The sequence below is a fragment of the Polaromonas sp. JS666 genome (genome assembly GCF_900103405.1).
Taxonomy (GTDB): domain Bacteria; phylum Pseudomonadota; class Gammaproteobacteria; order Burkholderiales; family Burkholderiaceae_C; genus Polaromonas.
On sequence record NZ_FNHX01000001.1, the window covers coordinates 857,292 to 884,017 of the forward strand.

Annotated in this window: 23 protein-coding genes; 8 read left to right on the top strand and 15 right to left on the bottom strand. The window is 64.8% G+C overall.

The genetic code is table 11. From position 1 onward, the window contains the following. The first annotated feature begins 47 nt into the window (after window positions 1-47). Together dnaG and rpoD are read left to right on the top strand one after the other, a co-directional pair. Window positions 48-2,045, top strand: a complete 1,998-nt coding sequence (gene dnaG / locus BLQ85_RS04215; RefSeq protein WP_074575027.1) for a DNA primase — start codon at window positions 48-50, stop codon at window positions 2,043-2,045. A gap of 391 nt (window positions 2,046-2,436) precedes the next feature. Beyond that, on the top strand, window positions 2,437-4,914 hold the full coding sequence (rpoD, locus tag BLQ85_RS04220; RefSeq protein WP_074575028.1) for an RNA polymerase sigma factor RpoD: 2,478 nt from the start codon (window positions 2,437-2,439) through the stop codon (window positions 4,912-4,914). A gap of 78 nt (window positions 4,915-4,992) precedes the next feature. Here rpoD and BLQ85_RS04225 read toward each other — a convergent pair whose 3' ends face one another. From BLQ85_RS04225 to BLQ85_RS04290, 14 genes are all read right to left on the bottom strand, one after another. Then, window positions 4,993-5,892, bottom strand: coding sequence for a dienelactone hydrolase family protein (locus tag BLQ85_RS04225; RefSeq protein WP_074575168.1), 900 nt, complete (start codon window positions 5,890-5,892; stop codon window positions 4,993-4,995). 47 nt (window positions 5,893-5,939) lie between these two features. Then, window positions 5,940-7,013 carry an aldose epimerase family protein gene (locus BLQ85_RS04230; RefSeq protein WP_254779684.1) on the bottom strand — a complete coding sequence of 358 codons (1,074 nt, stop codon included), beginning with the start codon at window positions 7,011-7,013 and terminating at the stop codon, window positions 5,940-5,942. A 20-nt stretch (window positions 7,014-7,033) separates the two neighbouring features. Next, window positions 7,034-8,002 (bottom strand): TRAP transporter substrate-binding protein, encoded by a 969-nt coding sequence (locus tag BLQ85_RS04235; RefSeq protein WP_074575030.1) that lies wholly within the window; start codon window positions 8,000-8,002, stop codon window positions 7,034-7,036. Window positions 8,003-8,152: 150 nt separating this feature from the next. Next, entirely contained in the window at window positions 8,153-9,130 is a 978-nt protein-coding gene (locus tag BLQ85_RS04240; protein ID WP_074575031.1) for a Bug family tripartite tricarboxylate transporter substrate binding protein, read from the bottom strand. A 96-nt stretch (window positions 9,131-9,226) separates the two neighbouring features. Further along, window positions 9,227-10,117: a 2-hydroxy-3-oxopropionate reductase gene (glxR, locus tag BLQ85_RS04245; protein WP_074575032.1), complete on the bottom strand. Its 891-nt coding sequence runs from the start codon at window positions 10,115-10,117 to the stop codon at window positions 9,227-9,229. A gap of 54 nt (window positions 10,118-10,171) precedes the next feature. Continuing rightward, window positions 10,172-10,954: a 2-dehydro-3-deoxyglucarate aldolase gene (gene garL, locus BLQ85_RS04250; protein WP_074575033.1), complete on the bottom strand. Its 783-nt coding sequence runs from the start codon at window positions 10,952-10,954 to the stop codon at window positions 10,172-10,174. Between the two features lie 51 nt (window positions 10,955-11,005). Continuing rightward, complete coding sequence (locus BLQ85_RS04255; protein ID WP_074575169.1) at window positions 11,006-11,995, bottom strand: Bug family tripartite tricarboxylate transporter substrate binding protein; 990 nt, start codon at window positions 11,993-11,995, stop codon at window positions 11,006-11,008. 53 nt (window positions 11,996-12,048) lie between these two features. Continuing rightward, window positions 12,049-13,152 carry a lactonase family protein gene (locus BLQ85_RS04260; protein ID WP_074575034.1) on the bottom strand — a complete coding sequence of 368 codons (1,104 nt, stop codon included), beginning with the start codon at window positions 13,150-13,152 and terminating at the stop codon, window positions 12,049-12,051. Between the two features lie 35 nt (window positions 13,153-13,187). Next, the gene (gene garD, locus BLQ85_RS04265) at window positions 13,188-14,762 is read right to left on the bottom strand and encodes a galactarate dehydratase (RefSeq protein ID WP_074575035.1); all 1,575 of its coding nucleotides are present in this window, start codon (window positions 14,760-14,762) and stop codon (window positions 13,188-13,190) included. A gap of 14 nt (window positions 14,763-14,776) precedes the next feature. Further along, window positions 14,777-16,075 carry a TRAP transporter large permease gene (locus BLQ85_RS04270; protein ID WP_074575036.1) on the bottom strand — a complete coding sequence of 433 codons (1,299 nt, stop codon included), beginning with the start codon at window positions 16,073-16,075 and terminating at the stop codon, window positions 14,777-14,779. A 12-nt stretch (window positions 16,076-16,087) separates the two neighbouring features. Then, window positions 16,088-16,576 carry a TRAP transporter small permease gene (locus BLQ85_RS04275; protein ID WP_074575037.1) on the bottom strand — a complete coding sequence of 163 codons (489 nt, stop codon included), beginning with the start codon at window positions 16,574-16,576 and terminating at the stop codon, window positions 16,088-16,090. Between the two features lie 102 nt (window positions 16,577-16,678). Further along, window positions 16,679-17,650 (bottom strand): TRAP transporter substrate-binding protein, encoded by a 972-nt coding sequence (locus tag BLQ85_RS04280; RefSeq protein WP_074575038.1) that lies wholly within the window; start codon window positions 17,648-17,650, stop codon window positions 16,679-16,681. Window positions 17,651-17,713: 63 nt separating this feature from the next. Further along, complete coding sequence (locus BLQ85_RS04285) at window positions 17,714-18,607, bottom strand: SMP-30/gluconolactonase/LRE family protein (protein ID WP_217631798.1); 894 nt, start codon at window positions 18,605-18,607, stop codon at window positions 17,714-17,716. A gap of 14 nt (window positions 18,608-18,621) precedes the next feature. Beyond that, window positions 18,622-19,431 (bottom strand): NAD-dependent epimerase/dehydratase family protein, encoded by an 810-nt coding sequence (locus BLQ85_RS04290; protein ID WP_074575039.1) that lies wholly within the window; start codon window positions 19,429-19,431, stop codon window positions 18,622-18,624. Window positions 19,432-19,585: 154 nt separating this feature from the next. Here BLQ85_RS04290 and BLQ85_RS04295 point away from each other — a divergent pair, with 154 nt between their 5' ends. The 6 genes from BLQ85_RS04295 (at window position 19,586) to BLQ85_RS04320 (ending at window position 25,582) form a co-directional block, all read left to right on the top strand. After that, entirely contained in the window at window positions 19,586-20,431 is an 846-nt protein-coding gene (locus BLQ85_RS04295) for a FadR/GntR family transcriptional regulator (RefSeq protein WP_074575040.1), read from the top strand. A gap of 64 nt (window positions 20,432-20,495) precedes the next feature. Continuing rightward, window positions 20,496-21,872, top strand: coding sequence for a glucarate dehydratase (gene gudD, locus BLQ85_RS04300; protein WP_074575041.1), 1,377 nt, complete (start codon window positions 20,496-20,498; stop codon window positions 21,870-21,872). A 161-nt stretch (window positions 21,873-22,033) separates the two neighbouring features. Then, on the top strand, window positions 22,034-23,023 hold the full coding sequence (locus BLQ85_RS04305; RefSeq protein WP_074575042.1) for a sialic acid TRAP transporter substrate-binding protein SiaP: 990 nt from the start codon (window positions 22,034-22,036) through the stop codon (window positions 23,021-23,023). A 16-nt stretch (window positions 23,024-23,039) separates the two neighbouring features. Next, the gene (locus BLQ85_RS04310) at window positions 23,040-24,032 is read left to right on the top strand and encodes a Bug family tripartite tricarboxylate transporter substrate binding protein (protein WP_074575043.1); all 993 of its coding nucleotides are present in this window, start codon (window positions 23,040-23,042) and stop codon (window positions 24,030-24,032) included. A 27-nt stretch (window positions 24,033-24,059) separates the two neighbouring features. Then, a complete protein-coding gene (locus BLQ85_RS04315; RefSeq protein ID WP_074575044.1) occupies window positions 24,060-25,121 on the top strand; it encodes a Gfo/Idh/MocA family protein in 1,062 nt (353 codons plus the stop codon). Window positions 25,122-25,267: 146 nt separating this feature from the next. Beyond that, the gene (locus BLQ85_RS04320; RefSeq protein WP_007868603.1) at window positions 25,268-25,582 is read left to right on the top strand and encodes a winged helix-turn-helix transcriptional regulator; all 315 of its coding nucleotides are present in this window, start codon (window positions 25,268-25,270) and stop codon (window positions 25,580-25,582) included. 65 nt (window positions 25,583-25,647) lie between these two features. Here the strand turns inward: BLQ85_RS04320 and BLQ85_RS04325 are convergent, their stop codons facing one another. Beyond that, the gene (locus BLQ85_RS04325; protein ID WP_083336731.1) at window positions 25,648-26,679 is read right to left on the bottom strand and encodes a Bug family tripartite tricarboxylate transporter substrate binding protein; all 1,032 of its coding nucleotides are present in this window, start codon (window positions 26,677-26,679) and stop codon (window positions 25,648-25,650) included. Window positions 26,680-26,726: the final 47 nt, after the last annotated feature.

Consider the following 26,726-nt stretch of genomic DNA (forward strand, 5'->3'; position numbering starts at 1 on the left):
TACAAGGCCCTGCCGTCGCAGGGCCTTGTTGTTTCTACAATCCCTTGATGGCCATTCCGCAATCATTCATCCAGGAGCTGCTCGCGCGCGCCGACGTGGTGGATATCGTGGGCCGCCATGTGCAGCTCAAAAAGGGCGGCGCCAACTTCATGGGCCTGTGCCCCTTCCACGGCGAAAAATCGCCCTCCTTCAGCGTCAGCCCCTCCAAGCAGTTCTACCACTGCTTCGGCTGCGGCAAGAACGGCAACGCCATCAGCTTCCTGATGGAGCACGCCGGCATGACCTTCATCGAGGCCGTCAAGGACCTGGCCCAGCAATACGGCCTGCAGGTGCCCGAGGACGACGTTTCGCCGCAGGACCGCGCCCGCGCCGCGCAGATGCGCGAGCAGCAGGCCACGCTCACCAGCGTGCTCGAAAAAGCCGGCACCGCCTACATCAAGGCCTTGCGCAACTCCGAGCGCGCCATCGACTACTTCAAGGGCCGCGGCGTCTCGGGCGAAGTCGCCAAGACCTTCGGCCTGGGCTATGCGCCCGAAGGCTGGCGCAGCCTGGCCAGCGTCTTTCCCGACTACAACGACCCGCTGCTGGTCGAAAGCGGCCTGGTCATCACCGGCGAGCCCGGCGAGGAAAACGCCGCCGGCGAGGCCAAGCGCTATGACCGCTTTCGCGACCGGGTCATGTTCCCCATCCGCAACGTCAAGGGCGAATGCATAGGCTTTGGCGGCCGCGTGCTGGGAGACGACAAGCCCAAATACCTCAATTCGCCCGAAACCCCGGTCTTCAGCAAGGGGCGCGAGCTCTACGGCCTGTTCGAGGCGCGAACCGCCCTGCGCGAACACGGCTACGCCCTGGTCACAGAAGGCTATATGGACGTGGTGGCGCTGGCCCAGCTGGGTTTTGCCAACGCGGTGGCCACCCTGGGCACGGCTTGCACCGCCGACCACGTGCAAAAGCTGTTCCGCTTCACCGATTCGGTGGTTTTCAGCTTTGACGGCGACAGTGCCGGCCGCCGCGCCGCGCGCAAGGCGCTGGACGCCGCCCTGCCCTTTGCCACCGACGTGCGCACCGTCAAGTTCCTTTTCCTGCCGGCCGAGCACGACCCCGACAGCTACATCCGCGAACACGGCAAGGAAGGCTTTGCCGCCTACGTCAGCAAGGCCGTGCCGCTGAGCCGTTTCCTGCTCGAAGCGGCCGCCGAGGGCTGTGACCTGGACACCGCCGAAGGACGCGCCCACATGGCCAGCAATGCCCGCCCCCTGTGGAGCCTGATGCCCGACGGCGCCCTCAAGCGCCAGCTGCTGGCCGAGATCGCCGACAAGGTGCTGATCGACAGCCGCGAACTGCTGCAGCTGTGGCAGCCGGCCGCCACGGGCTATAAATCGGGCAACAAAAACAGCGGCGGCCCGCGCGGGCAAGGCAAGGGCCACAGGCAGGACGCCGCGCCCGCCCCGGTTCACCATGCGGACATGCCCGATCCCGGTGGCTACCCGCCGGACTACCCCGAAGAGCGCGATTACAGCGGTTCCGAGCCTTCCGCTTATTACCCGCCCCCGTCGGCCCCGGGCCGCAGCTTTGGCGAGCGCAGCAGCGGCGCCCGGGCGCCGCGCCGCGTGGCCGGGCGCATTCTGCCGGCCAGCCGCGAAGACCGGGTGCTCAGGCTGCTGCTGACTGAAGCCCAGACCTGGGACAGGCTCAGCACCGAAGAACATCATTTGCTCGTCGAGCTGCCCGAGCCCCACGGCCCGCTCTTCGTCTGGCTGGAGAGCCAGTTGCACGAACACGGCCCCCAGCCCTGGGCGGCCCTGCGCGAGGGCCTACGCGGCCATGCCTACGAAAGGCATGCCACCGCCCAGATCGCGCAGATTCCCGAAGGCATAGAAAGCGACTGGACCGAGGTCAGGAACATCCTGGACCAGCTGCTGCGCCTGCGCCGCCAGCAGGAGATGAGCGAGCTGGCCGCCCGCGCCGCCACCGATCCGGACGCCCGCCTGCGTTACCTGGAACTGCTAGCCAGCCTCAAAACCCCGGCCGACACGGCCCGCTAGGGCGGCCCGGCGCCCGAAAAATAGCTGTTTTGGTGGGTGAAAAAACGCCCAAAAAACAGGCAACAGGGTATAATCCGATTTTCGACGGCAAGCGCGACAGCAGCACCTCCGGCCCGGCCACCCTGAAACTTCGGGGAACTCACAGATGAGACGGCCACTTCCCCCAGGGAATACCGCAAGGACTGCACACCAAATGTTCGCCCAAACAGCTTGCCCGGAAAAATAAACCGAAACGTGCCCCTGGCGCTGCCCGGCCTGTTTTTCCGTCCTCTTGTTCCTGACTCTGAATCCTTGCCGCCGTGCCTGTGCTTTGCGCAGGCGCCAAGGCGCATTTTTGTTTACTGGTAGCCGATAGATATTTAGAACAATTTTTCCGACAACTGGAGGTCCCATGCCTACTGCCAAGCCGAAGAAGCCGAGCACGTCCAAGAAGCCGCAAGGCGCGCAGCCCAAAGCCGCCGCCAAGCCAAAAGCCAAGACAGCGCCCAAAGCCGCTGCCCGGCCCGCAGCCAAGCCTCCAGTCAAAGCAGCAGCCAAAGCCCCGGCCAAGCCCGCGGCCAAGAGCGGCAAGGTTGAAAAACCCGGAAAAACCGCCATATCTGTCAAACCCAGCAAACCCAATGCCCTGGCGAGCAAAGCCCCCCTGAAAACCGCGAAATCCGCGATTTCCGATTTGCCCCTGAAGAAAGCTCCTGCCGTGCCGACCAAGTCCAGCCCCGAATCCAAGCCTCTCGCCGCACCCGCCGATGTGCCCGTGAAAAAGAAACCCGGCCGCCCGCCCAAGAACCCGGCGGCCGACGGCAGCGCGCCTGCCGCCACCACCGGCGCCAAGCGCGGCCGCAAGCCCAAGAGCGCCACCGCCGCGCCCAAGGACGGCGAAGACCTGGACCTGTCCGACATTGAAGACGACCTGGTCGGCGAACCCGTGGCGGAGACGACCGAGAAGGTCAAACCGCTGCGCATGAAAATCAGCAAGGCGAAGGAACGCGCCTTGATGAAGGAATTCGGCCTGGACGAAACCGTCCTCTCCGAAGAAGACATGCTCAAGCGCCGCCTGCGCCTGAAGACCCTGATCAAGCTCGGCAAGACGCGCGGCTACCTCACGCACGGCGAAATCTCCGATCACCTTCCCGACAAGCTGGTCGACGCCGAAACGCTGGAAGTCGTGGTCAACATGCTCAACGACATGGGTGTGGCCGTGTACGAGCAGGCGCCCGACGCCGAAACCCTGCTGCTGAACAACACCGGCCCCACGGTCGCGACCGAAGAGGAAGCCGAGGAAGAAGCCGAAGCGGCGCTGTCCACCGTCGACAGCGAATTCGGCCGCACCACCGACCCCGTCCGCATGTACATGCGTGAAATGGGCACGGTCGAGCTGCTCACGCGCGAAGGCGAAATCGAGATCGCCAAGCGCATCGAAGGCGGCCTCATGAAGATGATGGAAGCCATCTCGGAAAGCCCCGCCACCATCGCTGAAATCATGCGCCTGGGCGAGGAAATCCGCGAAGGCAAGATCGTCATCTCCACCGTGGTCGACGGCTTCTCCAACCCCAACGAGGCCGACGACTACGTGGCCGAGGAAGACTTCGACGAATTCGACGAGGAAGACGACGACGACGGCAAGGGCGGCTCCAAGGCCCTGACCAAAAAGCTCGAGGAACTCAAGAAGGAAGCTCTCAGCCGCTTCGACAAGATCGCCGCCCTGTTCGAGAAGGTCCACAAGACCTACGACAAGGAAGGCTACGGCACGCCCACCTATGTGAAGGCGCAAAAAGCCCTGAGCGACGAACTGATGACCGTGCGCTTCACCGCCAAGACCATCGAAAAGCTCTGCGACATGCTGCGCGGCCAGGTGCTGGATGTGCGCAAGAAGGAGCGCGAGCTGCGCCGCATCATCGTCGAGAAGTGCGGCATGCCGCAGGAAGTCTTCATCAAGGATTTCCCGCCCAACCTGCTGAACCTGAAATGGGTTGAAAAACAGGTCGCCGCCGGCAAGCCCTGGTCCGTGGTCATGGCGCGCAACGTGCCGCCCATCCAGGAACTGCAGACCAAGCTGGCCGAACTGCAGGCCCGCGTGGTGGTGCCGCTGGCCCAGCTCAAGGACATCAACAAGCGCATGAACGAAGGCGAGTCCAACTCGCGCGACGCCAAGAAAGAGATGATCGAGGCCAACCTGCGCCTGGTGATCTCGATCGCCAAGAAGTACACCAACCGCGGCCTGCAGTTCCTCGATTTGATCCAGGAAGGCAACATCGGCCTGATGAAGGCCGTCGACAAGTTCGAATACCGCCGCGGCTACAAATTCTCGACCTACGCCACCTGGTGGATTCGCCAGGCGATCACGCGCTCCATCGCCGACCAGGCGCGGACCATCCGCATCCCGGTGCACATGATCGAGACCATCAACAAGATGAACCGCCTGTCGCGCCAGCACTTGCAGGAATTCGGCTTCGAGCCGGACGCCAGCATCCTGGCCGCCAAGATGGAGATCCCGGAAGACAAGATCCGCAAGATCATGAAGATCGCCAAGGAGCCTATCTCCATGGAAACGCCGATCGGCGACGACGACGATTCGCACCTGGGCGACTTCATCGAGGACAGCGCCAACACCGCGCCGCTGGAAGCCGCGATGCAGGCCGGCCTGCGCGACGTGGTCAAGGACATCCTCGACAGCCTGACGCCGCGCGAAGCCAAGGTGCTGCGCATGCGCTTCGGTATCGAGATGTCCACCGACCACACGCTCGAGGAAGTCGGCAAGCAATTCGACGTGACGCGCGAGCGCATCCGCCAGATCGAAGCCAAGGCGCTGCGCAAGCTCAAGCACCCTTCGCGTTCGGACAAACTGCGCAGCTTTATCGACACGCTGTAAGCGGCATCCGCCCTCCCCGAAAGCCCGGCCCCGCAAGGCGCCGGGCTTTTTTACGCCTAAGAACCTGTTCTTAGAAACTCAGGGCGCCGTCAGCCCCACCTTGCGCACAAAGGCGTCCAGCGGCACCGACCACATCTTGCCGCCATAGGTCAGCAGCGAATGCCCGTCGTGCCCGGCCAGCGGCCCGGTCTGGACGAACTGTGTGTCGCTGCCGCCCGCCTTGAAGGCCTCATGCCACTCGCGGGGCGCCTCGGCGCCCCAGTACTGGTCGTTCTCGGCATACAGCCACAGGCTGGGCACCTTGACCAGCTTGCCGAGTTCGCCGTAAGTCTTGCGCAGGTTGTCGGGCCCGCAGCTTTTGGTGGGTGAATCTGCAGGGTTACCGCCCGAGCCGCCCGCGAAATTGACGGCGCCTATCACGCCCGGCAGGTTGAGCGCGGCCACCGACACCGTGGTCATGCCGCCCACCGACTGGCCTTCCAGCAACAGCCTGTCCTTGCGCACCCAGGGTTGCTGCAGCGCCCACTGGTGCAGCGCGACCACCGTCTTGCCGGCCTGGCTGGCCACGCGCGTGAAGTCGGGATCGCCGCCGCAGACCTTGCCGCTCCAGCGGGCCCCGGAGTCTTCGCGGTCCAGCCCGCCGGTGTCGCCGTAACCGGGCCTGACCGGGGCCACCACGGCCACCCCCTTGAGAAGCCAGTAATTCGCGTGCCCGACCAGCACCGGGTACTCCAGCCTGGCCCTGTCGGCACGCGAGGGGGCCCGCCCATGGGAAAAAATCACCAGCGGAAACGGGCCTTCGCCCTCGGGCTTGTAGACGTGGGTGACGACTTCAACCTGCTTGTTGTCGATGAGCAGCGGCAGCTTGACGATTTGCGGCGGCACACGCTCGGGCGGCTGCTGCGCCCAGGCAGGCACGGCGGCGAGCTGCGCCACCCACACCAGGCCAATCGCCCATCCTTGTTTCAACCAGTGCATGCCCGGCTCCCTGTAGTTGCCGGAACATTCTGACATGCGGGGCTTGTTTATGCCGTGCTGAAGCGGTACAGCGTGCGGCCCTGGCGCGCCTGCCCCGGCAGGTGCAGGGCCGAAGGAAAGGCCGGGATATTGGGCGCATTCGGGTAGCCCTGAGGCTCAAAGCACAGGCTTTGCTGCTGTACATAGCGCCTGCCGCCCTTGCCCGGCCCGCCGGCCAGGGGTTCGCCGGCCAGCATGCCGGTGTAAAACTGCATGGTGGGCTCGCTCGACCAGACCTCCATCACACGGCCGCTGGCAGGTGCACTCACACGCGCGCAGAGCGCCAGTTCACCATCCTCGGCCGCGTTGCGCTCTATCGCAAAGCAGTCGTCGTAGCCGGCAACCCCGCCTGCGGCTTGCGGTCTGCCCACGCGCGTCTCGAGCGCCGTGGGCTGGCGCAGGTCAAATGGCGTGCCCTCCACCGGCAGCAGCCTGCCCGTGGCGATCAGTTCGGGGGTCATTTCGAAATAACGGCTCGCGCGGATCATCACTTCATGCCCCAGCGCGCTGGCGCTGTGCGTGCTGTTCACCCCTTCGAGGTTAAAAAAAGCGTGGGTGGTGAAGTTGGCCATGGTGGGCGCATCCAGCGCCACGGCCTCGTAATCGAGCGCCAGCTCATTCGCCTCCGTCACGCGGTACAGCAGGCGCAAGGCCAACGCACCGGGAAAACCTTCCTCGCCGTCGGCAAACACATAACGCATCTCCACGCTACAGGCGTCGTGCTGCACAGCATCGAAAACCTGGAAGCGCGAACCCCGCAGACCGCCATGCAGGCAGTGCGGGCCGTTGTTGGCCGCCAGCTGGTGCTCCGTGCCGCCCAGCGTGAAACGCGCGTTCTCTATGCGCCCCGCATAGCGCCCCACAAAAGCACCCACGGAGGGCGCGCCGCCCACCACGCCTTCAATGCTGTCGTAACCCAGCACCACATCGTCAAAACGTCCCGCACGGTCGGGCACCAGCAGCTGCTCTATCTTGGCGCCGTAGTTGGTCACGCACACCGCCATGCCGCGCTGGTTGCGCAGGGTGAACAGCCTGACGGGCTTGCCGTCGATCTCGCGCGCGAAACGGGTGGGATCGAGCAAAAGGGTATGGTCCGGGCCGCTCACTTGGCAATAATCGTCAGCAGTTCTTCGCGTGTGGTCGGGTCGGCCATGTACTTGCCGTACAGCGGCCCCATGCGCCTGACCATGGGCGATACGTCCTTGACCTTGACGAACTGCGAGCCCTGCTTGGTCGTGGCCTCCAGGGCCGCGGCGACGCGCTTGTTCCACAGTTCGCGCATCAGGATCGCGGATTTGGCGCCGGCCTCGGCGAAGGCGGCCTTGTCTTCCTTGCTGAGCTTGTCCCAGAGTTTGGTCGACACCACCAACGCCTCGGGCGATATCACGTGGTTGGTCACATAGACGTTTTTGGCCACCTTGTAATGCCCCGTGGATTCATAGGAAGGCAGGTTGTTCTCGGCGCAATCGACCTTGCCCTGCTCCAGGGCGACTAGCACGTCCTTGAAGGGCAAGGCCACCGGCTTGGCTTCCATGAGCTTGACCATCTCGATGTAGACCTCGGACTGCTGCACGCGGATGTTCATGCCGGCCAGGTCCCGCAGGTTGTTGACGGGCTTGACGCAGTAAAACGAACGGCCGCCGCCGTCATACCAGCCCAGCACCACAAAGCCGGCCGATTTCAGGTTGGCGGAAAAGCGCTCGCCCAGCTTGCCGTCCAGGTGGCGGAACATATGGGCCGAATCGGTGAAGAGGAAAGGCAGGTTCAGCACCTTGATGCCCGGCACCGCGTCCGACAAGGGGCCCGAACTGAACTCGGCCACGTCGATCTCGCCGCTCTTGAGCATTTGCACCGCCTTGGGCTGGTCGCCAAGCGCGCCGCTGTTAAAAAGCTCTATGTTGTAGCGGCCGCCGGTGCTCTTGGAGACCTGCTCCACAAAACTCTTCATGGCTTCGGAGACCGGGTAGCCGTCGGGGTGGATGTTCCAGGCCCTCAGCTTGGCCTGGGCCATCGCGGCGCTCGCGCACAGCGCGAGGGAAAGGCATAAAAGCCCCTTGAAAGATGTACGCATTTTTGTCTCCTGGATGTGGGGCTCTACAGCTGCCTCTGGCGGGCAGTCTTGTATTTTTTGTGATCAATCCCTGAGGGGATGTTCGCACGGATGACTCGCCCTTCTCAAAGGATATGGAGCGATATCACCATTAATTCACGCAAGCCGTTTTCAATCGAGCTTGATGTTGGCGTCCGACACGACCTTGGCCCAGCGGCCGCGCTCCTGGTTGAAGAAGCCGTCCTGCTGCGCCGGCGTCATGGTCACGACTTCCGCGCCCTGCCCCGCGAGCTTGGCGCGTATGTCGGGGCTGCGGATGATCTTGATGAGTTCGGTGTTCAGGCGGTTGATGATGGCCGGCGGCGTGCCGTTGGCCACCAGCAGGCCTTGCCAGGTGCCGGATTCGAAGTTGGCCAGGCCTTGCTCCGCCAGCGTCGGCACATTGCCGATCAGCGGCATGCGCGTGCTCTTGGAAACGCCCAGGATTTTGAGCTTGCCGCTTTGCACATGCGGCAAGGTGGCCAGCATGCCGTTCATCAAAATCTGCGTCTGCCCCGCGATGGTGTCGCTGACGGCTTGCGAGCCGCCCTTGTAGGGGATGTACTGCCATTTGGCCTTGCTGGCCCGCTCGACCGCCACGCCGGCCAGGTGCGGCGCGCTGCCCATGGCCGTCACCGCGAAGTTCAGCTCGGTCTTGTGCGACAGGGCCACGAGCTCCTTGAGGTTGCTCACGGGCACCGAGGGATGGACCACCAGCAGGTGCGGCGAATACGCCAGCATGGTGACGCCGCGCAAGTCCTTGGACGGATCAAAGCCCAGCTTGGGATAGACCGAGGGGCTGATGGCCAGCGCGCCGGTGTCGCATAGCAGCAGCGTGTAGCCGTCGGGCGCGGACTTGGCCACGATGTCAGCACCCAGGTTGCCGTTGGCGCCGGCCTTGTTGTCCACGATGACCGACTGCTTGAGCGCCTCGGCGAGCGGCTGCGAAATGGCGCGCGCGATGATGTCCGAAGAGCCGCCCGGCGGATAAGGCACCACCAGGCGTATCGGTTTGGACGGCCATCCGGCCTGGGCATTTGCGGCGCCGCTTGCGGCACCCACACCCACGGCCAATGAAGCCGCAATAAGTTCTCGTCGATTGATAGCCATGTCTGTCTCCTGAATGTTCGAAAAACGGGGGTACCCCTCCGCCGCGCCGAGAGCCTCTTTCGGGCTCCTCGCACGCGCCTGTCTGCTCTGTCCGGTTTATGCCGATTTCGCGACTTCGTGGTTGCCCAGCAACTCCAGCGCCCGCACCAAGGCGGAATGGTCCAGGTCCTGCATGCCGTTGGCGGCGCAGGCCTGCATCAGCTGGGCGGCGCCCGCCGTTTGCGGCAGGGCCAGGCCCAGAGTGCGCGCGCCGCTGAGCGCGAGGTTCAAATCCTTCTGGTGCAGGCCGATGCGGAAACCCGGCGCGAAGGTGCGCTTGATCATGCGCTCGCCATGCACTTCCAAAATGCGCGAGGAGGCAAAACCGCCCATCAGCGCCTGGCGCACCTTGGCCGGGTCGGCGCCGGCCTTGCTGGCGAACAGCAGGGCTTCACCGACGGCCGCGATGTTCAGCGCCACGATGATCTGGTTGGCCACCTTGCAGGTCTGGCCGTCGCCGTTGCCGCCCACTAGCGTGATGTTTTTGCCCATCAGCTCGAACAGCGGCTTGACGAGGTCGAAGGCCGCCTGCGGGCCGCCCACCATGATGGTGAGGCTGGCCGCCTTGGCGCCGACTTCGCCGCCCGACACGGGGGCGTCCAGGTAGTCGCAGCCCAGGGCGTTGATCTTCCCGGCGAATTCCTTGGTGTCCATCGGCGAGACGGAGCTCATGTCGACAATCGTCTTGCCCTTGGTCAGCGCGCCGGCCACGCCGCCTTCGCCGAACAGCACCTTGGCCACGTCGGGCGTGTCGGGCAGCATCATGAAGATGATGTCCGCCTGCTTGACGACCTCGGCGATGGAGTCGCAGGCCTTGCCCTTGCCGGTCAGCAGTTCGGCGGGCACCTTGCCCCGCGTGTTCAGGAAAACCTCGTGCCCTGCCGCAATCAGGTGCGCCGCCATGGGGCTGCCCATGATGCCCAGGCCGATAAATCCAAGCTTGCTCATTCAAATACTCCAGTCAAAAATCCAGTCAGAAAAACACTGCGCCCCTCAGGCGCGTCAGGTGCGGTAACGGTCGTGCAGGGCTTGCGTGGCGGCGCGGAACACGCCGAGGTCGCTGCCCACGGCGACGAAGGTGGCGCCCATCTCCATGTAGCGCCGCGCGTCGGCTTCCACCGGCGCGAGGATGCCCGTGGGCTTGCCGCAGGCCTTGGCGTCGGCGAACACGCCGGCGATGGCTTTCTGCACGTCGGGGTGGCCCGCGTTGCCCAGGTGGCCCAGGCCGGCGGCCAGGTCCGAGGGGCCGACAAAAATACAGTCCACGCCCTCTGTTTCGGCAATCGCGCGCGCGGCCGCGACGCCTGCGCTGCTTTCGATCTGCACCGCGACGCAGATCTGGTCGTTGATGCCCTTGAAGTAGTCGGGCACGGTGCCGTAGCGGTTGCTGCGCTGCGAGACCGACACGCCGCGCACGCCCTGCGGCGGGTAGCGCGTGGCCGCCACCGCGCGCCGTGCCTCGTCGGCGCTTTCGACAAAAGGCACCAGGAAGTTGTAGAAGCCGGCATCGAGCAGGCGCTTGATCTCGACCTCGTTGTTGCTGGTGGGGCGCACAAAGGGCGCGCTCGGGCTGTCCTTGAGCGCCATCAGCTGGGGAATGAAGGTCCCCACGTCATTGGGCGAATGTTCGCCGTCCAGCAGGATCCAGTCGAAGCCGGCCACACCCAGCACCTCGGTGGTGATGGCGTTGGCCAGCGAGGACCAGCAGCCTATCAGTTTTTTGCCGGCCAGCAGGTCTCGCTTGAAGCTGTTGGGAAAGGATTGGTAGGGAGTTGCTTGTGTCATGGTGGTTTGCTTCTACGATGTCGGTTGCTTCGATTTGCGGTCCGCCGGGCTTTATTCGGCCTTGATGTTCGCGGCCTTGATGACCTGTGCCCACTTGGCCACTTCCGCGCGCTGGAAGGCGGCGATCTGGGTCGTCGTCATGTTGGCCGGCTCCATGCCGAAGCCCTTGAGTTTTGCCTGCATCTCGGGTTCCGCCAGGATGCGGCCGATTTCCTTGTGCAGGCGGTCGACCATGAGGGCGGGCGTTCCCGCCGGCGCAAAAATCGCCTGCCAGGAGAGCACTTCAAAATTCGCCAGGCCCGGCAGGCCGGATTCAGCCACCGTCGGCACATCCGGCATGGATGGCAGCCGGCTGGCGGACGTCACCGCGATCGCGCGCAGCTTGCCGCTTTGCACATGCGGCGCCGCGACGACGCTGGTGTCGAACATCATGTCGACCTGCCCGCCTATCACGTCCTGGATGGCCGGGCCGCTGCCCTTGTAAGGCACATGCGTGAACTTCACGCCGGAGCGAAAGGCCAGCAGCTCCAGCGAAAGGTGTTGCGAGGTGCCGGTGCCGGCCGAGGCCGACGACAGCCCGCCGCTTTTGCCCTTGCTGGCCTCGATCACGTCCTTCAAGGTTTTGTAGGGGCTGGCCTGGTTGACCACCAGCACCAGCGGGTTGGTGCCTATCAGCGTGACGGGCACAAAGGACTTGATGGGGTCGTAGCCGATCTTGGGATACAGGCTCACATTGATCGCATGCGAGCTGACCGTGCCGCCCACCAGGGTGTAGCCGTCCGGCGCGGCGCGCGAGCCGACTTCCGAACCGACGCTGCCGCCCGCTCCGGGTTTGTTGTCGACGACGATGGTGGTGCCCAGCGCGGTGCCCAGCTTCTGCCCGATCAGCCGGCCCAGCACGTCGGTGGTGCCGCCCGCAGCGAAGGGCACCAGGTAGGTGATGGGCTTGCCCGTCGGCCAGTTGCCTTGCGCGAATGCGGGAAGCGTTGAAAAACCGGCCATGGCGGCCAGCGCGGTGTTGAGCAGGGTGCGGCGTTGCATCATGATGAGTCCTTTGTGTGTGTCAGATAAAAGTTGCCGGGCGCTTCACGCGCTCAGGGCATCTCGACAATCTCAATCCAGTTCGGGTTCTTGCCGACGGGCAGGCGCTTGGGCGCGCCCAGCGCGCCGGTCGCGGCATCAATGGCGTACACCGACACGCTGTGCGAATCCTGGCCCGCCGCGATCAGGTAGCGTCCCTGCGCATCGATGGCAAAACCGCGCGGGGTTTTTTCGGTGGGCGTCTGGCCCAGGGGCTCCAGCAGGCCGGTGGCGGCATCGACACGGAAGGCCGACAGCGTGCTGGAGGTGCGCTCCGAGGCATACAGGTAGCGGCCGTCGGGCGTGAAGTGCAAGTCGGCGGCCCAGGGCTTGCCCGCGAAACCGGCCGGCAGCGTGGTGCGGGTCTGCAGCAGCTTGAGCGTGCCGCGCGCGCCATCCCAGGCGAAGACCTGGAGTTGCGCGTCCAGCTCATTGAGCAGGTAGGCAAAGCGCTGCGCCTTGTCCCAGACAAAATGGCGCGGGCCGGATTTCGCGGCGCTGGCGGTCAGCGCCGGGTCGTTGGGCGAAAGCACGCCGGTGGCGGCATCAAAGCGCCAGCTTGAGACGTTGTCGTTGCCCAGGCTGGTGGCCAGCACAAAGCGGTTGGCCGAATCGGCATGGATGGCATGCGCATTCGCGATCCCGGGAATCAGCTGCTGGATGGCGCCTACCTTGCCTTCCTTGTCGATGCTGTTGACGGTGATCTTGTGGCCGGGATAGGACGCCGCGAAGAGCCAGCGGCCCGTCAGGTCGGTGTCGATGTTGGCCATGCTGTCGGCCAAGGGCGCCTCCCCCAGCTTGCGCAGCTTGCCGCTGGCGCCGTCGATGGCGAAGCTCACGGCGCGAAAAGGCTGCGAACGCAGCGCCGCATACAGAAAACGCTTGTCCGGGCTCACGGCCATGGGCATCACGGTGCCGCCCACGTTCACGGTCTCCACCGGCTTGAGTGTTCCCTGGCTGCGGTCCAGCTCCAGCACCGATATTTCCTGGCTGTCGGCGTTGGACACATACACCCAGGTGGCGGCGCAGGCCCCGCCGGCGACGGCCGCAAGGCCGATTGCGGCGAACAATTGCAAGGCCAGGCGCAGCGCGCGCAGGCCGGGTGGAACGATGGTCATGGTCTGTCTCCTTCTGTTTGTGTTGTGGATGCGGCTCAGGTCACAGGGGCCGGGTTGAACAACACCAGCGCGTTGTGCAGCTTCCAGTGCTCGGCCCAGGTTTTTTTGCGTCCGCTGGCCACGTCCAGCATGAAGCGGAACAGCTCCCAGCCGACCTCTTCAATCGTGGCGTCGCCGTCGGCGATGCGCCCGGCGTTGATGTCCATCAGGTCGTGCCAGCGCCGCGCCAGGTCGCTGCGCGTGGCCACCTTGATGACCGGCACTTCGGCCAGGCCGTAAGGCGTGCCGCGGCCGGTGGTGAACACATGGATGTTGATGCCGGCGGCCAGCTGCAGCGTGCCGCAGATAAAGTCGCTGGCGGGCGTGGCGGCGTAGATCAGGCCTTTCTGTTTGACCTTCTCGCCCGGCGAGAGCACACCGCTGATGGGCGCGCTGCCCGATTTCACGATGGAGCCCATGGCCTTTTCAACAATGTTGGACAGGCCGCCTTTTTTGTTGCCCGGCGTGGTGTTGGCGCTGCGGTCCACCTGCCCTTTTTTGAGGTAGGCGTCGTACCAGGCCATCTCACGGATCATGGCCTCCGCCACCTCCGGCGTGCTGGCCCGCGAGGTCAGTTGGTCTATGCCGTCGCGCACTTCGGTGGTCTCGGAAAACATCACCGTCGCGCCGGCGCGCACCAGCAGGTCGGTGGCGAAGCCCACCGCCGGGTTGGCCGTCACGCCGGAAAACGCGTCGCTGCCGCCGCACTGCACGCCGACCACCAGTTCGCTGGCGGGCACCGTCTCGCGCCTGCGCGCATTGAGCCGCTCCAGGTGCAGCAAGGCGGTCTGCATGATGGAGTCGATCATGGACATGAAACCGATGTGGTTCTCGGACTGCAGGCAGACCACGTCCAGCGCGGCTTCGGCGCTGGTGCCCACGTCGGCCACGTTGCGCTCGTCGACGATCTGTATGCTGCCCGGCGGCAGCAGGCGCTCGGGTTGCAGCTTCTCGCAGCCCAGGCTCACCACCATGACCTCGCCGCCGAAGTTGGGGTTCAGGCTGATGTTGCGCAGGGTGCGGATGGGGATGATGGCATCGGGCGCGTCAATCGCCACGCCGCAGCCGTAGGTGTGCTCCAGCCCCACCACGTCGTCCACGTTCGGGAAACGCGGCAGCAGCTCGGCCTTGATGCGCTGCACGGCGAAGTCCACCACGCCGGCCACGCATTGCACCGTGGTGGTGACGGCCAGGATGTTGCGGCTGCCGACCGAGCCGTCCGGGTTGCGGTAGCCCTCGAAGGTGTAGCCTTCCAGCGCCGGCAGCGGCTCGGGCCGCACTGTGGCCTTGGGCAGGTTGTCCAGCGTGCGCGCGTCGGGCATCTCCAGCAGGCGCTCATGCACCCAGCTGCCGGCCGGAATGTCTTTGAGCGCATAGCCTATGGGCACGTTGTAGCGCAGCACCGCCGTGCCCTTGGGCAGGTCCACCAGCGCCACCTTGTGGCCCTGGGGCACACGCTCCACCAGCCGCAGGCCGCCCTCAAAAACGCTGCCCTCGGGCAGGCCGCCGTCATTGGCGACGATCGCGACGTTGTCGCGAGGATGCATGCGGATGTGGAGCGGTGCGGCCATGGCGTGCGATGTCCTTATTTACCGACTGTCATGTAGAGGCTGGGCAGCCACATGGAGAAGGCCGGAATGAACGTGACCAGCGCCAGCGCGAAAATCAGCGCGCCGTAGAAAGGCCAGATGGTGCGCATCACCGTGCCGACGGACACCCCGCCTATGGCGCAGCCCACGAATTGGGTGGTGCCCACGGGCGGCGTGTTCAGGCCCAGCGCGCAGTTGATCAGCAGCACAATGCCGAACTGCACCGAGCTCATGCCGTAATGCTGGGCAATCGGCAGGAAGATCGGCGTGCACAGCAGGATGGTGGCCGCCATGTCCAGGAAGGTGCCCAGCACGAACAGGATGATGTTGATGAGCAGGAAGATCACCCACGGCGTGGTGGTGACCTGCGACAGCATTTGCCCCGTCAGTTCCGCGACGCCGTACAGGCTGATGAGGTAGCCGAAGGTGCTGGAAATGCCGATCAGCAGCAGGATGACGCCGGTCGTCTTGACGGCCTTGGAGGCGGCCTTGATGAAGTGCTCCCACTTGAGCGTGCGGTAGACGAAGACGGTCAGGGCCAGCGCATACAAGACAGCCACGGCGGCGGACTCGGTGGCGGTGAAGATGCCGGAAAGAATGCCGCCGAGAATCAGCACCACAATCATCAGGCCCGGCAGCGCCGCGGCGAGCGAACGCGCCACGATCGCCCATCCCGGGAAACTGCCTGCCGGATAACCGCGTTTCACGGCGACCAGGTAGGCCGCCGCCAGGTTGCAGATGGTCAGGATGGCGGCAGGCAGCAGCGCCGCCAGGATCAGCGCGGCAATCGAAACCTTGCCGCCGGCAGCCAGCGAATAAATGATCAGGTTGTGGCTGGTCGGCATCAGGGCGCCCACCAGCGCGGCATGCGTCGTCACGTTGACGGCGTAGTCGGCGTGGTAGCCCTCTTTTTTCATCATCGGGATCATCACGGCGCCCATGGCCGAAACGTCGGCCACGGGAGAGCCGGAAACGCCGCCGAACAAGGTGCAGGCCACCACGTTGGACATGCCCAGGCCGCCGCGCACATGGCCGACCAGGTTGCGGGCCAGGTTCACGATGCGGTCGGCGATACCGCCGTAGAGCATCAGCTCACCGGCGAAGATGAAAAACGGGATCGCGAGAAAGGAAAAAATCCCCATGCCCGAGGTCATCTGCTGGAAACCGACCGCCAGCGGCAGGCCTTCATAGAGCAGCGTGGCCAGCGCCGACAGGCCTATGGCAAACGCCACCGGCACGCCCAGCAAAAGAAAGAGCGTGAAGGAGATGCAGAGAATTAGGAGTGGAATGGTCATGATGGTTGGCTCTCAGCCCCAGGCGGGTTCGACTTCTTGGCCCTTGGCGAGCGCGATGATGTGTTCAATGGAGAACATCACGATGAGAACGCCCGCAATGCTTGCGGGAACATAGCGCCATCCCTCGGAAATCCACAGGGTGGGCAGGCGATAGCTCCACACGGACTGGGCCAGCGAGGCGCAGTTGTAGGCCATGGCGGCACCGAACAGCAATACCAATGCGTGGATCAGGTATTCCATCTTCAGGCGAATGCTTTCCGGCGCGAGAACCAGAAAGGATTCCAGCCCGATGTGGCCGGCATCACGAACGCCCACAGCCGTGCCGAACATCGTGACATACAGCACCAGCAGCAAGGCCAGGCTCTCAGCCCAAGTGGGGGTGTTATTCAGGACATAACGGCCGAAGACCTGCCAGCTGACGGCGCAAATCACCGCCACAAGGCCGAAAATGCCCAGCCACATGCAAGTCCGGGCGAGCCCACGACAAATTTTTGTGTACATAAATAAAGTGCGGAAGTGAAGGCCGCCCCAGAGAAATTTTTCCAAGCGGCAGGAATGCCGTAAAACGCGCCGGCCGCCAACAGGCCGGCGCGGGATCAGGACTTACTTGGTGTCCTGGATGCGTTTGACGAGGCTCTTGAGCGCCGCGTCGGTGATGAACTTGTCATAAACGGGCTTCATGGCGTTCTGGAAAGACACCTTGTCCACCTGGATGATCTCGGCACCACCGGCCTTGACGGTAGCCAGCGATTTTTCTTCGCGCTCGTCCCACAGCTTGCGCATGTAAGGCACCGACTCCTTGGCCGCCTGGCGGATGGCCTTCTGGTCATCGGCGCTCAAGCCGTCCCAGGTGCGCTTGGAGAACAGCAGCATCTCGGGCGCCATCGAATGCTCGGTGATGGAGTAGAACTTGGCCACTTCAAAATGGCGCGAGCTTTCATACGAGGGGTAGTTGTTTTCGGCGGCGTCAACCAGGCCCGTCTTCAGCGCGGTGTAGACCTCGCCGAAGGGCATGGGCGTCGCGTTGGCGCCCATGGCTTCGAGCAAGGAGACCCACAGGTCCGACTGCTGGACGCGCACTTTCAGGCCTTTCGCGTCGGCAAGCGAGCGAACCGGCTTCTTGACCGTGTACAGGTTGCGCGCACCGCTGTCGTAGTACGCCAGGCCGATAAAGCCCTGGGGCGCGCACGAAGCCAGGATCTGTTCGCCGATCGGGCCGTCAAGCACGTGGCGCATGTGATCCTTGGAGCGGAACAGGAAAGGCATGGTCGGGACCTGCGTTTCGGGGCAGATGTTGTTCATCGGCGCGATGTTCACGCGCGTCATCGCCAGGGCGCCGATCTTGGTCTGCTCGATCGTGTCTTTCTCGCTGCCGAGTGCGCTGTTGTTGAACACCTTGATGCTGTGCTTGCCGTTGGTCAGCACTTTGAGCCGCTCGCCCATGAACTTCACGGCTTCCACCGTGGGGTAGCCGTCAGGGTGAATATCCGAAGAACGGAATTCCGTGGCGAAGCCGGCCAGCGGCGCCATGGCCAGCGCGGCGGCGACGGCGAACAGTGTTTTTTTAATCTTCATGTCTCATCCTCTAAGGTTGGTGGTGGAAAGCAGGTAGCGGGAAAGGGGTAGCGGGAACTTTTTTTAATACAGGCACGCGGTTTCGGGCAGCCCGCGCACGCCGGGGCGCAACGCGAACACACCGCCGGCCAGCGGCTGGTCAGAGAGATCGACACCTTCGGGGCGTATCGATGTCACGAACAGGGTGTCCAGCCCGGCGCCACCGAAGGCGCACATGGCGGGCTTCTTCACGGGAACGGCCAGCGAGCGGTCCAGCTTGCCGGCGGGCGTGAAGCGGTGGACCAGGCCGGCGTCGTTGCCGCAGATCCAGTAGCAGCCGTCGGCGTCGACGGCCGCGCCGTCGGGCCGCCCGGGCAGCGGGTTCATATCGATGAAAAGACGGCGGTTCGACGGCGTGCCGGTTGTGGTGTCGTAGTCGAAGGCCCAGACCGACTGCACCGAAGGGTGCGAGTCGGACAAATACATGGTGCGGCCGTCCGGGCTGAAGGCCATGCCGTTGGGCGTGATGAAACCCTCCAGCAGCACCTTGAGGCCGTCACCCTGGTAGCTGTAGACGCTGCCGACGCGCGCGCCGGCGGCCATATTCATCTGCATGGTGCCGGCCAGGAAGCGCCCTTGCCGGTCGCAGCGGCCGTCGTTAAAACGCATGCCGGCCTGCGCATGGCTCACGCCGGCAAGCCGCTGGAACCCCAGCTGGCCGCCGGCCCCGGGGCTCAGGCGGAAGACGCCGCTCTCGGCGCCGGCGATCCAGTCCCGCGTATTGCCCAGGCGGGCGATGCAGGCGGGCATTTCAGGGGCCAGCCACTCTGTCAGCGCGGCATCGGCCACGCTCCAGCGGCACAAACGGCGCGCCGGGATGTCGACCCAGTACAGCGCCTGCTCGGCAGCGTCCCAGACCGGGCTTTCGCCCACGCCGTTGCGCGCATCCAGAACCAGTTCAACCTGCAATTCGCTCATGCTGTGCCTGCCGCTCAGTCGCCGAAAGGGCCGGCCACGACAAAGCCGCCGCCCTGGTACTGGGCCACCGGGTCCTTCAGGTCGGGCGCGGGCGTGCGGGCGTAAATGGCCTCGCGGAAGATGTCGGAGCTGTCCTTGGGCACGTAACCGATGTGACGGGCGCGGCTGTTGTCCCACCAGGTCACGGCGTTGTCGGACATGCCGAACACGATGCTGTGGCCCAGCACCGGCGTGGTGAGGCAGGCGGTGATCAGGCGGTGCAGGTCGTCAAAGCTCAGCCAGGTGGCCAGCATGCGGCGGTCCTTGGGCTCGGCGAAGGAAGAGCCTATGCGCACGCAGGCGGTTTCAATGCCGTAGCGGTCGAAATACAGGCGCGAGAGGTCTTCGCCGAAGGCCTTGCTCAGGCCGTACAGGCCGTCGGGGCGCGGCGGGTGGTCGGCGTTGATGGTCTGGTCCTGGCGGTAAAAGCCGGTGACGTGGTTGGAGCTGGCAAAGACGATGCGCTTGACGCCGTTCTTGCGCGCCGCCTCATATAAGTTATAGGCGCCCAGGATGTTGGCCTGCAGGATGGGGCCGAAAGGCCCTTCCACCGAGACGCCACCCAGGTGGACAATGGCATCCACGCCCTGGACCATGGTGTGCACCGCGGCGGAGTCCGCCAGGTCGGCCAGGACGACCTCTTCGCCGGCCGCGGCGGCGCCGAAAGGCTGGACGTCCGACAGGCGCAGCACCGAACAATTGGCCTTCAGGCGCTCGCGCAGGGCCTTGCCCAAACCGCCGGCCGCGCCGGTCAGCAACAGCTTCTCATGAACTTTGATGGTCATTTTTTACGTCCGGGTCCAGTGCCGCGATAAACGCCGACAAACACTGGACTTTTTTTCGGAGTTTGTTAAAGTCAAGCTACAAATGCATCAGTCATAGGTTGTCTGATGACTAAGAATTCTCGGTTTCGCCCCCTAGCTTGTCAATGGTTTTTTAATGGACTCAAGGAAAACCCCTAGTCGCCCGGAAGCAGGCCTTACGCCTGCCTTTCACGAGGAGCTGCCGCGCGTGCGCCGGCCCCGCGGGCTGGTGGGCGAGATCGTTGAAAGCCTGGCCAGCAGCATCCGTGAGGGCCGCCTGCAGCCCGGCGAGAAACTGCCCACCGAAGCCGAAATCATGGCCCGCTTCGATGTCAGCCGCACCGTGGTGCGCGAGTCGCTGTCCAAGCTGCAGGCCTCGGGCCTGGTGGAAACCCGGCACGGCATAGGCACTTTTGTGCTGCAGCCGCAGAACGCCGGCAACTTCAAGATCACCGCCGAAGACTTCGCCACCGTGGCCGACGTGATCTCGGTGCTGGAGCTGCGCATCAGCCTGGAAACCGAGGCCGCGGGCCTGGCCGCCCAGAGGCGGACGCCGGAAAACCTCAAGGCCATGGAGACCGCCCTGCGCGCCTTCCACGACTCCATCAGCCTGGACTCCGACGCCGTGCCGCCCGACTTCCAGTTCCACATGGAAGTGGCCCGCTCGACCGGCAACCGGCATTTCGCCGACCTGATGACCTACCTGGGCACCATGATCATCCCGCGCACCCGCGTGAACACGGCGCACAGCGCGCCCGAGGGCCGCTTCAACTACCTGCAGCGTGTCAACAGCGAGCACGAAAGCATTTACAACGCCATCCGCAACCAGGACGCCGAGGCGGCGCGCGCCGCCATGCGCACCCACCTGTCCAACAGCCGCGAGCGGCTGCGCCGGGGCAATAACGCGCACACCATGCAACCGCCCGGGGAGCCCGCGGACACCCCGGCCACCCAGACCCTGGGTACAAACCTGGTTGCATAAAGAATCGGCGAGTTGTACGATAACTGATAAATCAGCTTTATCAACCCACTACAACACGCCCGGTATGCCCGCTTCCCAAGCCCCCCAAGCCTCCCCCGTTTTCCCACCCGCCGCTTCACAAACGCCCCGCATCACCCGCGTCCAGGTGATTCCCGTGGCCGGCCAGGACAGCATGCTGCTAAACCTGAGCGGCGCCCACGGCCCCTTCTTCACCCGCAACATCCTGATCCTGACCGACAGCTCCGGCCGCACCGGCGTGGGCGAGGTTCCGGGCGGCGAGAAGATACGCAAGACCCTCAACGATGCGGCCCCGCTCATCGAAGGCCAGTCGATAGGCGACTGGAACCGCATTCTCAACACGCTGCGCACCGCCTTTGCCGACCGCGACAGCGGCGGCCGCGGCAACCAGACCTTTGACCTGCGCGTGGCCATCCACGCCGTGACCGCCGTGGAAAGCGCCCTGCTCGACCTGCTGGGCCAGTTCCTGGGCGTGCCGGTCGCGGCCCTGCTGGGCGAAGGCCAGCAGCGCGACTCGGTGGCCATGCTGGGCTACCTGTTTTACGTCGCCGACCGCAAGAAGACCGACCTGGCCTACGCATCGGCGCCCGACGCCCAGGACGACTGGCTGCGCCTGCGCCATGAGGCGGCGATGGACGCCAAGGGCATCGTCGCGCTGGCCGAAGCCGCCTACCAACGCTACGGCTTCAAGGACTTCAAGCTCAAGGGCGGCGTGCTGCGCGGCGAGGAAGAGATGGAAGCCATCGTCGCGCTGTCCGAACGTTTTCCCGAGGCGCGCATCACGCTGGACCCGAACGGCGGCTGGCTGCTCAAGGACGCCATCCGCATCTGCAAGGACCGCCACAAGGAACTGGCCTACGCCGAAGACCCCTGCGGCGCCGAAGGCGTGTTCTCGGGCCGCGAAGTCATGGCTGAGTTCCGCCGCGCCACGGGCCTGCCGACTGCCACCAACATGATCGCCACCGACTGGCGCGAGCTCTCGCACACCATTCACCTGCAGTCGGTGGATATCCCGCTGGCCGACCCGCACTTCTGGACCATGCAGGGTTCGGTGCGTGTGGCGCAGGTCTGCCAGACCTGGGGGCTGACCTGGGGCTCGCACTCCAACAACCACTTCGACATTTCGCTGGCCATGTTCACGCACGTGGCCGCCGCCGCGCCGGGCAAGGTCACCGCGATCGACACGCACTGGATCTGGCAGGACGGCCAGCGCCTGACCAAGGCGCCGCTGCAAATCGTCAATGGCGAAGTCGCGGTGCCCAAGCAGCCCGGCCTGGGCGTGGAGCTGGACATGGCCGAGGTGGAAAAAGCCCACCAGCTCTACCTCAAGCACGGCCTGGGCGCGCGCGACGATGCCGTGGCCATGCAATACCTGATCCCGGGCTGGGCCTTCAACAACAAGATGCCCTGCATGGTGCGCTAAACACAGCAGGCTTGCGGGAAGTTAGAGGCTCCCGCAGGTCTTTTTTTGTTTTGTCATTGGGCGTGGCCATAGCCCAGTCGGGCGTCGGGGGCGGTATACCCCGGCGCCTTTTTCACCGGCGATACCCACTCACTATTAATACAAACATCAGGAGACAAGACATGAAACGCAGAACCCTCTGCAGCCTTGCGGGCGCGACCTTGCTGGCCCTGGCCGGCACGCTGGGCGCGGGCGGCGCGGCCGCCCAGACCAAACTCAAATGGGCGCACGTCTACGAGACGTCCGAGTCCTTTCACAAGCAGGCCGTCTGGGCCGCCGATGAAATCAAGAAGAAGACCAACGGCCGCTATGTGGTCGAGGTCTTCCCGGCCTCGTCGCTGGGCAAGGAAACCGAGATCAACCAGGGCCTGACACTGGGCACCGTGGACATCATCTACACCGGCGCCGCCTTTGCCGGCCGCGCCTACCCGCCGCTGTCGATTGCCGCCGCGCCTTTTGTGTTCCGCGACTACAACCACTTCCAGGCTTTCCGCAACGGCCCCATCTTCCAGGAACTGGCCCAGGGTTATGCGAGCAAGACCGGCGGCCAGCATATCGCGGGCTACACCTATTACGGCCTGCGCCACATGACCTCAAACAAGGTCATCTTCAAGCCAGAGGACATGAAGGGCCTCAAGCTGCGTGTGCCCGATGCGCCGCTGTTCGTGATGTTCCCCAAGGCGGTCGGCGCCAACCCCACGCCCATCGCCTTTGCCGAGGTCTACCTCGCGCTGCAGAACGGCACCGTCGATGCGCAGGAAAACCCATTGCCGACCATCGAGGCCAAGAAGTTTTATGAAGTGCAGAAATACATCACGCTGACGGGCCACATCACCGAATCGCTGGTGACCGCCGTCTCGGGCTCGGTCTGGTCCAAGCTCAGCGACGCCGACAAGAAGATCTTCGACCAGGTGCTGTGGGAGGCCTCCAGCCGCGCCAGCCAGGACATCGTCGATGCGGAAAACCGCCTGGTCGCCGAGTTCGAGAAAAAGGGCAAGACCGTCAACAAGGTGGACCGCGCGCCTTTCGCGGCCGCCGTGCTGCCCTCGCTGACCGCCGCCGACGCGCCCTGGCCCAAGAGCCTGTACGAGCGCATCCAGGCCATCAAGTAGGCGGGAAGGAAGCCCCATGAAACGCCGTTCCCTTATTCAATCGGCGCTGGCCGGCGCCGCCTTGCCCCTGCTGGCAATTTCGGCCCTGCCCGCCTGGGCCCAAGGCGCCTGGCCTTCGGCCAGGCCCGTGGTCATCGTCGTGCCCTTTCCCGCGGGCGGCTCCACCGACATGGTGGCGCGTGCACTCGCGCTGCAGCTGCAGGCCAGGCTGGGCGGCAGCTTTGTGGTCGACAACCGGCCGGGCGCCACCGGCACCATAGGCGCCGGCCAGGTCAAGCGTGCGCCCGCCGACGGCTACACGCTGCTGGTGTCCTCGCTGGGCGCTTTTGTCGTCGCGCCGCACCTGCTCAAAGGCGTGCCCTATGACGCCACCAAAGATTTCGACTACATCAGCGTGCCGGTGCAAGCGCCCAATGTGCTGGTCGCCAATGCCGCACGGCCCGAACGCAGCCTGGACGATGTGCTGGCGCTGCTGCGCAAGACGCCTGGCAAAGTCTCGTTCGCGAGTTCGGGCAATGGTTCGTCCGACCACCTGTCGGCCGAGCTGTTCTGGCAGCAGTCCAAAACCGAAGGCGTGCACGTGCCCTACAAAGGCGGCGCCCCTGCGGTCAACGACCTGCTGGGCAACCAGGTCGACTTCTCGTTCCAGAACGTGAACGCCGTGCTGCCGCACATACGCGCGGGCAAGCTGCGCGCCATTGCCGTCACCGGCGACAAGCGCTCGCCCGTGCTGCCTGAAGTGCCCACCCTGGCCGAGGCCGGCGTGAAGGGCGCCGAGGTGTATTCGTGGCAAGGCATGGCCGCGCCCAAAGGACTACCGGCCGCCACCAAGAAGGCATTGAGCGATGCAGTCATTGCCGCCATGCAAGACCCCGAACTCAAAAAACGCATGCTGGACCAGGGGCTGGAAGTCGTCGCCAGCACGCCCGAAGAATTCACCGCTTTCCAGCAGCGCGAATGGGCGCGCTGGAAGACCTTGATAGAGACCCGCCGTATCACCGCCGATTGAGGCGCCGGGCCCAGCCCCCACAAAACCATGCCCTTACCCTCCTCCCGGCGGCTGCGCGTTGCCGTCATAGGCGCGGGCCTCGGGTCCGCGCCGCATTTTCACAGCCTGCGGGACCTGGCCGGCGAAGCCGAGCTGGTTTATGTTTATGGCCGCAGCGCCGAACGGCTGGCGGCCGTGCAAGTGCCGGCCGGCGCGCGCAAGACCACGCGGCTGGAGGACATCCTCGAAGATGCCGGCATTGAAGCCGTGCTGGTGCTGACGCCGCCCAACACGCATCTTGAGACCGTGCAGCGCCTCGCGCGCGCGGGCAAACATGTGCTGGTCGAAAAGCCGCTGGAGATAGACCTGAACCGTGCCAACGCGCTGGTCGAGGCCTGCGAGCAAGCCGGCGTCACACTCGCCGTGATGCTGCAGCACCGCCTGCGCGAAGCGGCGGTGACGCTGCGCGCCTTGATCGCGTCGGGCGAACTGGGGCAGTTGGTGAGCGCCAGTGCCGCCGTGCGCTGGTGGCGGCCGCAGAGTTACTACGATGAGCCCGGTCGCGGCACGCTGGCGCGTGACGGCGGCGGCGTGCTGATCACGCAGGCTATCCACACGCTGGACCTGCTGCTGGATTTGATCGGCATGCCGGCACGCGTGACCGGCACAGCGAGCACCAGTGCCGTGCACCGCATGGAAGGCGAGGACACGGCCGCCGCGCTGCTGCACTACGACAGCGGCGCGGTGGCGATTCTGCAAGCCACGACGGCGGCCTACCCGGGCTTTCCTGAGCGCCTGGAGTTCAACTTCACGCGCGGCACGGCGACGCTGGAAGGCGGCGAGATGCGGGCTGCTTTCCAGGACGGCAGGAGCGTGAGCGCCGGTGGTCGCCAGGCCTCGGGCGGCGGCGCGGACCCCATGGCCTTCGACCATGCCGCGCACAAAACCGTGCTGCAGGATTTCATACGCGCGGTGAAAACCGGCACGGCGCCCGCCGTCAGCGGGCGCTCCGCGCTGGGTGTGCAACAAGTGATAGAAGCCGTCATGGCATCGTCACGATCCGGCGCCGCGGTGGCCTTGCATTCGCAAGCGATTCTTCTCATGATGTAGCTGCGGGGCCGTCGTCCAGACGTGGCGGGCATGTGCAGCTATAAAACTCGTAGCAGTCAGGAAATTGCGTTATATTTGGCCCCGACAATAGAAGCTTTTTGCTTAACGACCACCTGTGACCGGATTGTGACCGAGGAGATGAGCTGATGAGCGCCAAAGAAAATGCAGCGGTAGGCCAGCTACTTGAATTGCTGGAAGCACGCTATGCATTGCGCGTGTTGTGGGCGCTCAAAGACGGCCATCCCCAGACCTTTCGCCTGCTGCAGGACAGTGTCGGCAACATCACGCCCAACACCCTCAACACCCGCATCAAGGAATTGCGCGCGGCCGGCCTGATCAGCCATGGCAATGAAGGCTACATCGTCACCACGCTGGGCGCCGACCTGCTCAAGCGACTGAACGACCTGCAGGCCTTCGCCGGCAAATGGGTACTCAGCCAGGCCAAAAAACCCAAGCCTTGAACTTCGCCGGTTCCACAAAAAAAAGCGACCACCTGGTCGCTTTTTTTGTGGCGGGCTGCGCCCTCCTAATCCACCGCCGCGCCCGAACGCTTCACCGCATCGCCCCACAGCGTCATGTTGCTCGCAATGTGTCTGGCCAATTCTTCCGGCGTGCCGGGCGCGGCCTCGGCGCCGCGCGACTGCAATTGCGCGCGCAACTCAGGATCGGCCAGTGCCTTGTGGATCGCATCGTTCAGCCGGTTGACGATGGGGCGCGGCGTTCCGGCCGGTACAAAAATCGCGTCCCATGCGCTCACGTCAAAGCCGGCCAGGCCCGACTCCGCGATGGTGGGCAGCTCGGGCCAGCCCGCGACGCGCGTGGCCGTGGTCACCGCCAGCGGTTTGACGCGGCCGCCCTTGGCCTGGGGCGCGGCATTGGGCATGACCTCGATCATCATGTCGACCTGCCCGCCCATCAGGTCGGTCATGGCCTGCGCGCCGCCACGGTAGGGAATGTGCACCACCGCCAGGCCCGCGCGCGATTTGTAGATCTCCCCGGCCAGGTGCGAGGTCGTGCCGTTGCCGGCCGAGCCGAAGGTGTATTTGCCCGGATTGGCCTTGAGCAGTTTGGTGAGCTCGGCCATGGAGTTGACCTGCAGCGTGGGCCGCACCACCACCATGGCCGCGATGCGCGTGAGCTGGCTCACCGGCTCGAAGTCGCGCACGCTGAAACCCGGCGACTTGTAGATCGCATGGTTGATGGCATGCGTGCCGTTGGTGCCGTAGAGCAGCGTATAGCCGTCGGCCGGCGCCTTGGCCGCGGCCGCGCTGCCCACGTTGCCGCCGGCGCCGCCCAGGTTTTCCACCACGATGGGCTGGCCCAGTTCCTTGGCGGCACGCAGCATGACCAGGCGTGCCAGCGTGTCACCGCCGCCGCCGGCCGGAAAGGGCACGATCAGCTTGATGGGTTTGTTGGGATAAGCCGCGGCCGGCTGGGCCTGGGCGGAAGGCGCCATCAGGGCCAGCGCGGCCATAGCCGTGCAGGCCTGGAACAAGCGGCGAAGCAGGAAAGCCGACAACGGCGGGCGATGGGGAACATGGCGAAGCGGCAAATTCATCGTGTCTCCTGGGAAATGCGTGCACCGGGGCAAGGCATAAAATTCTT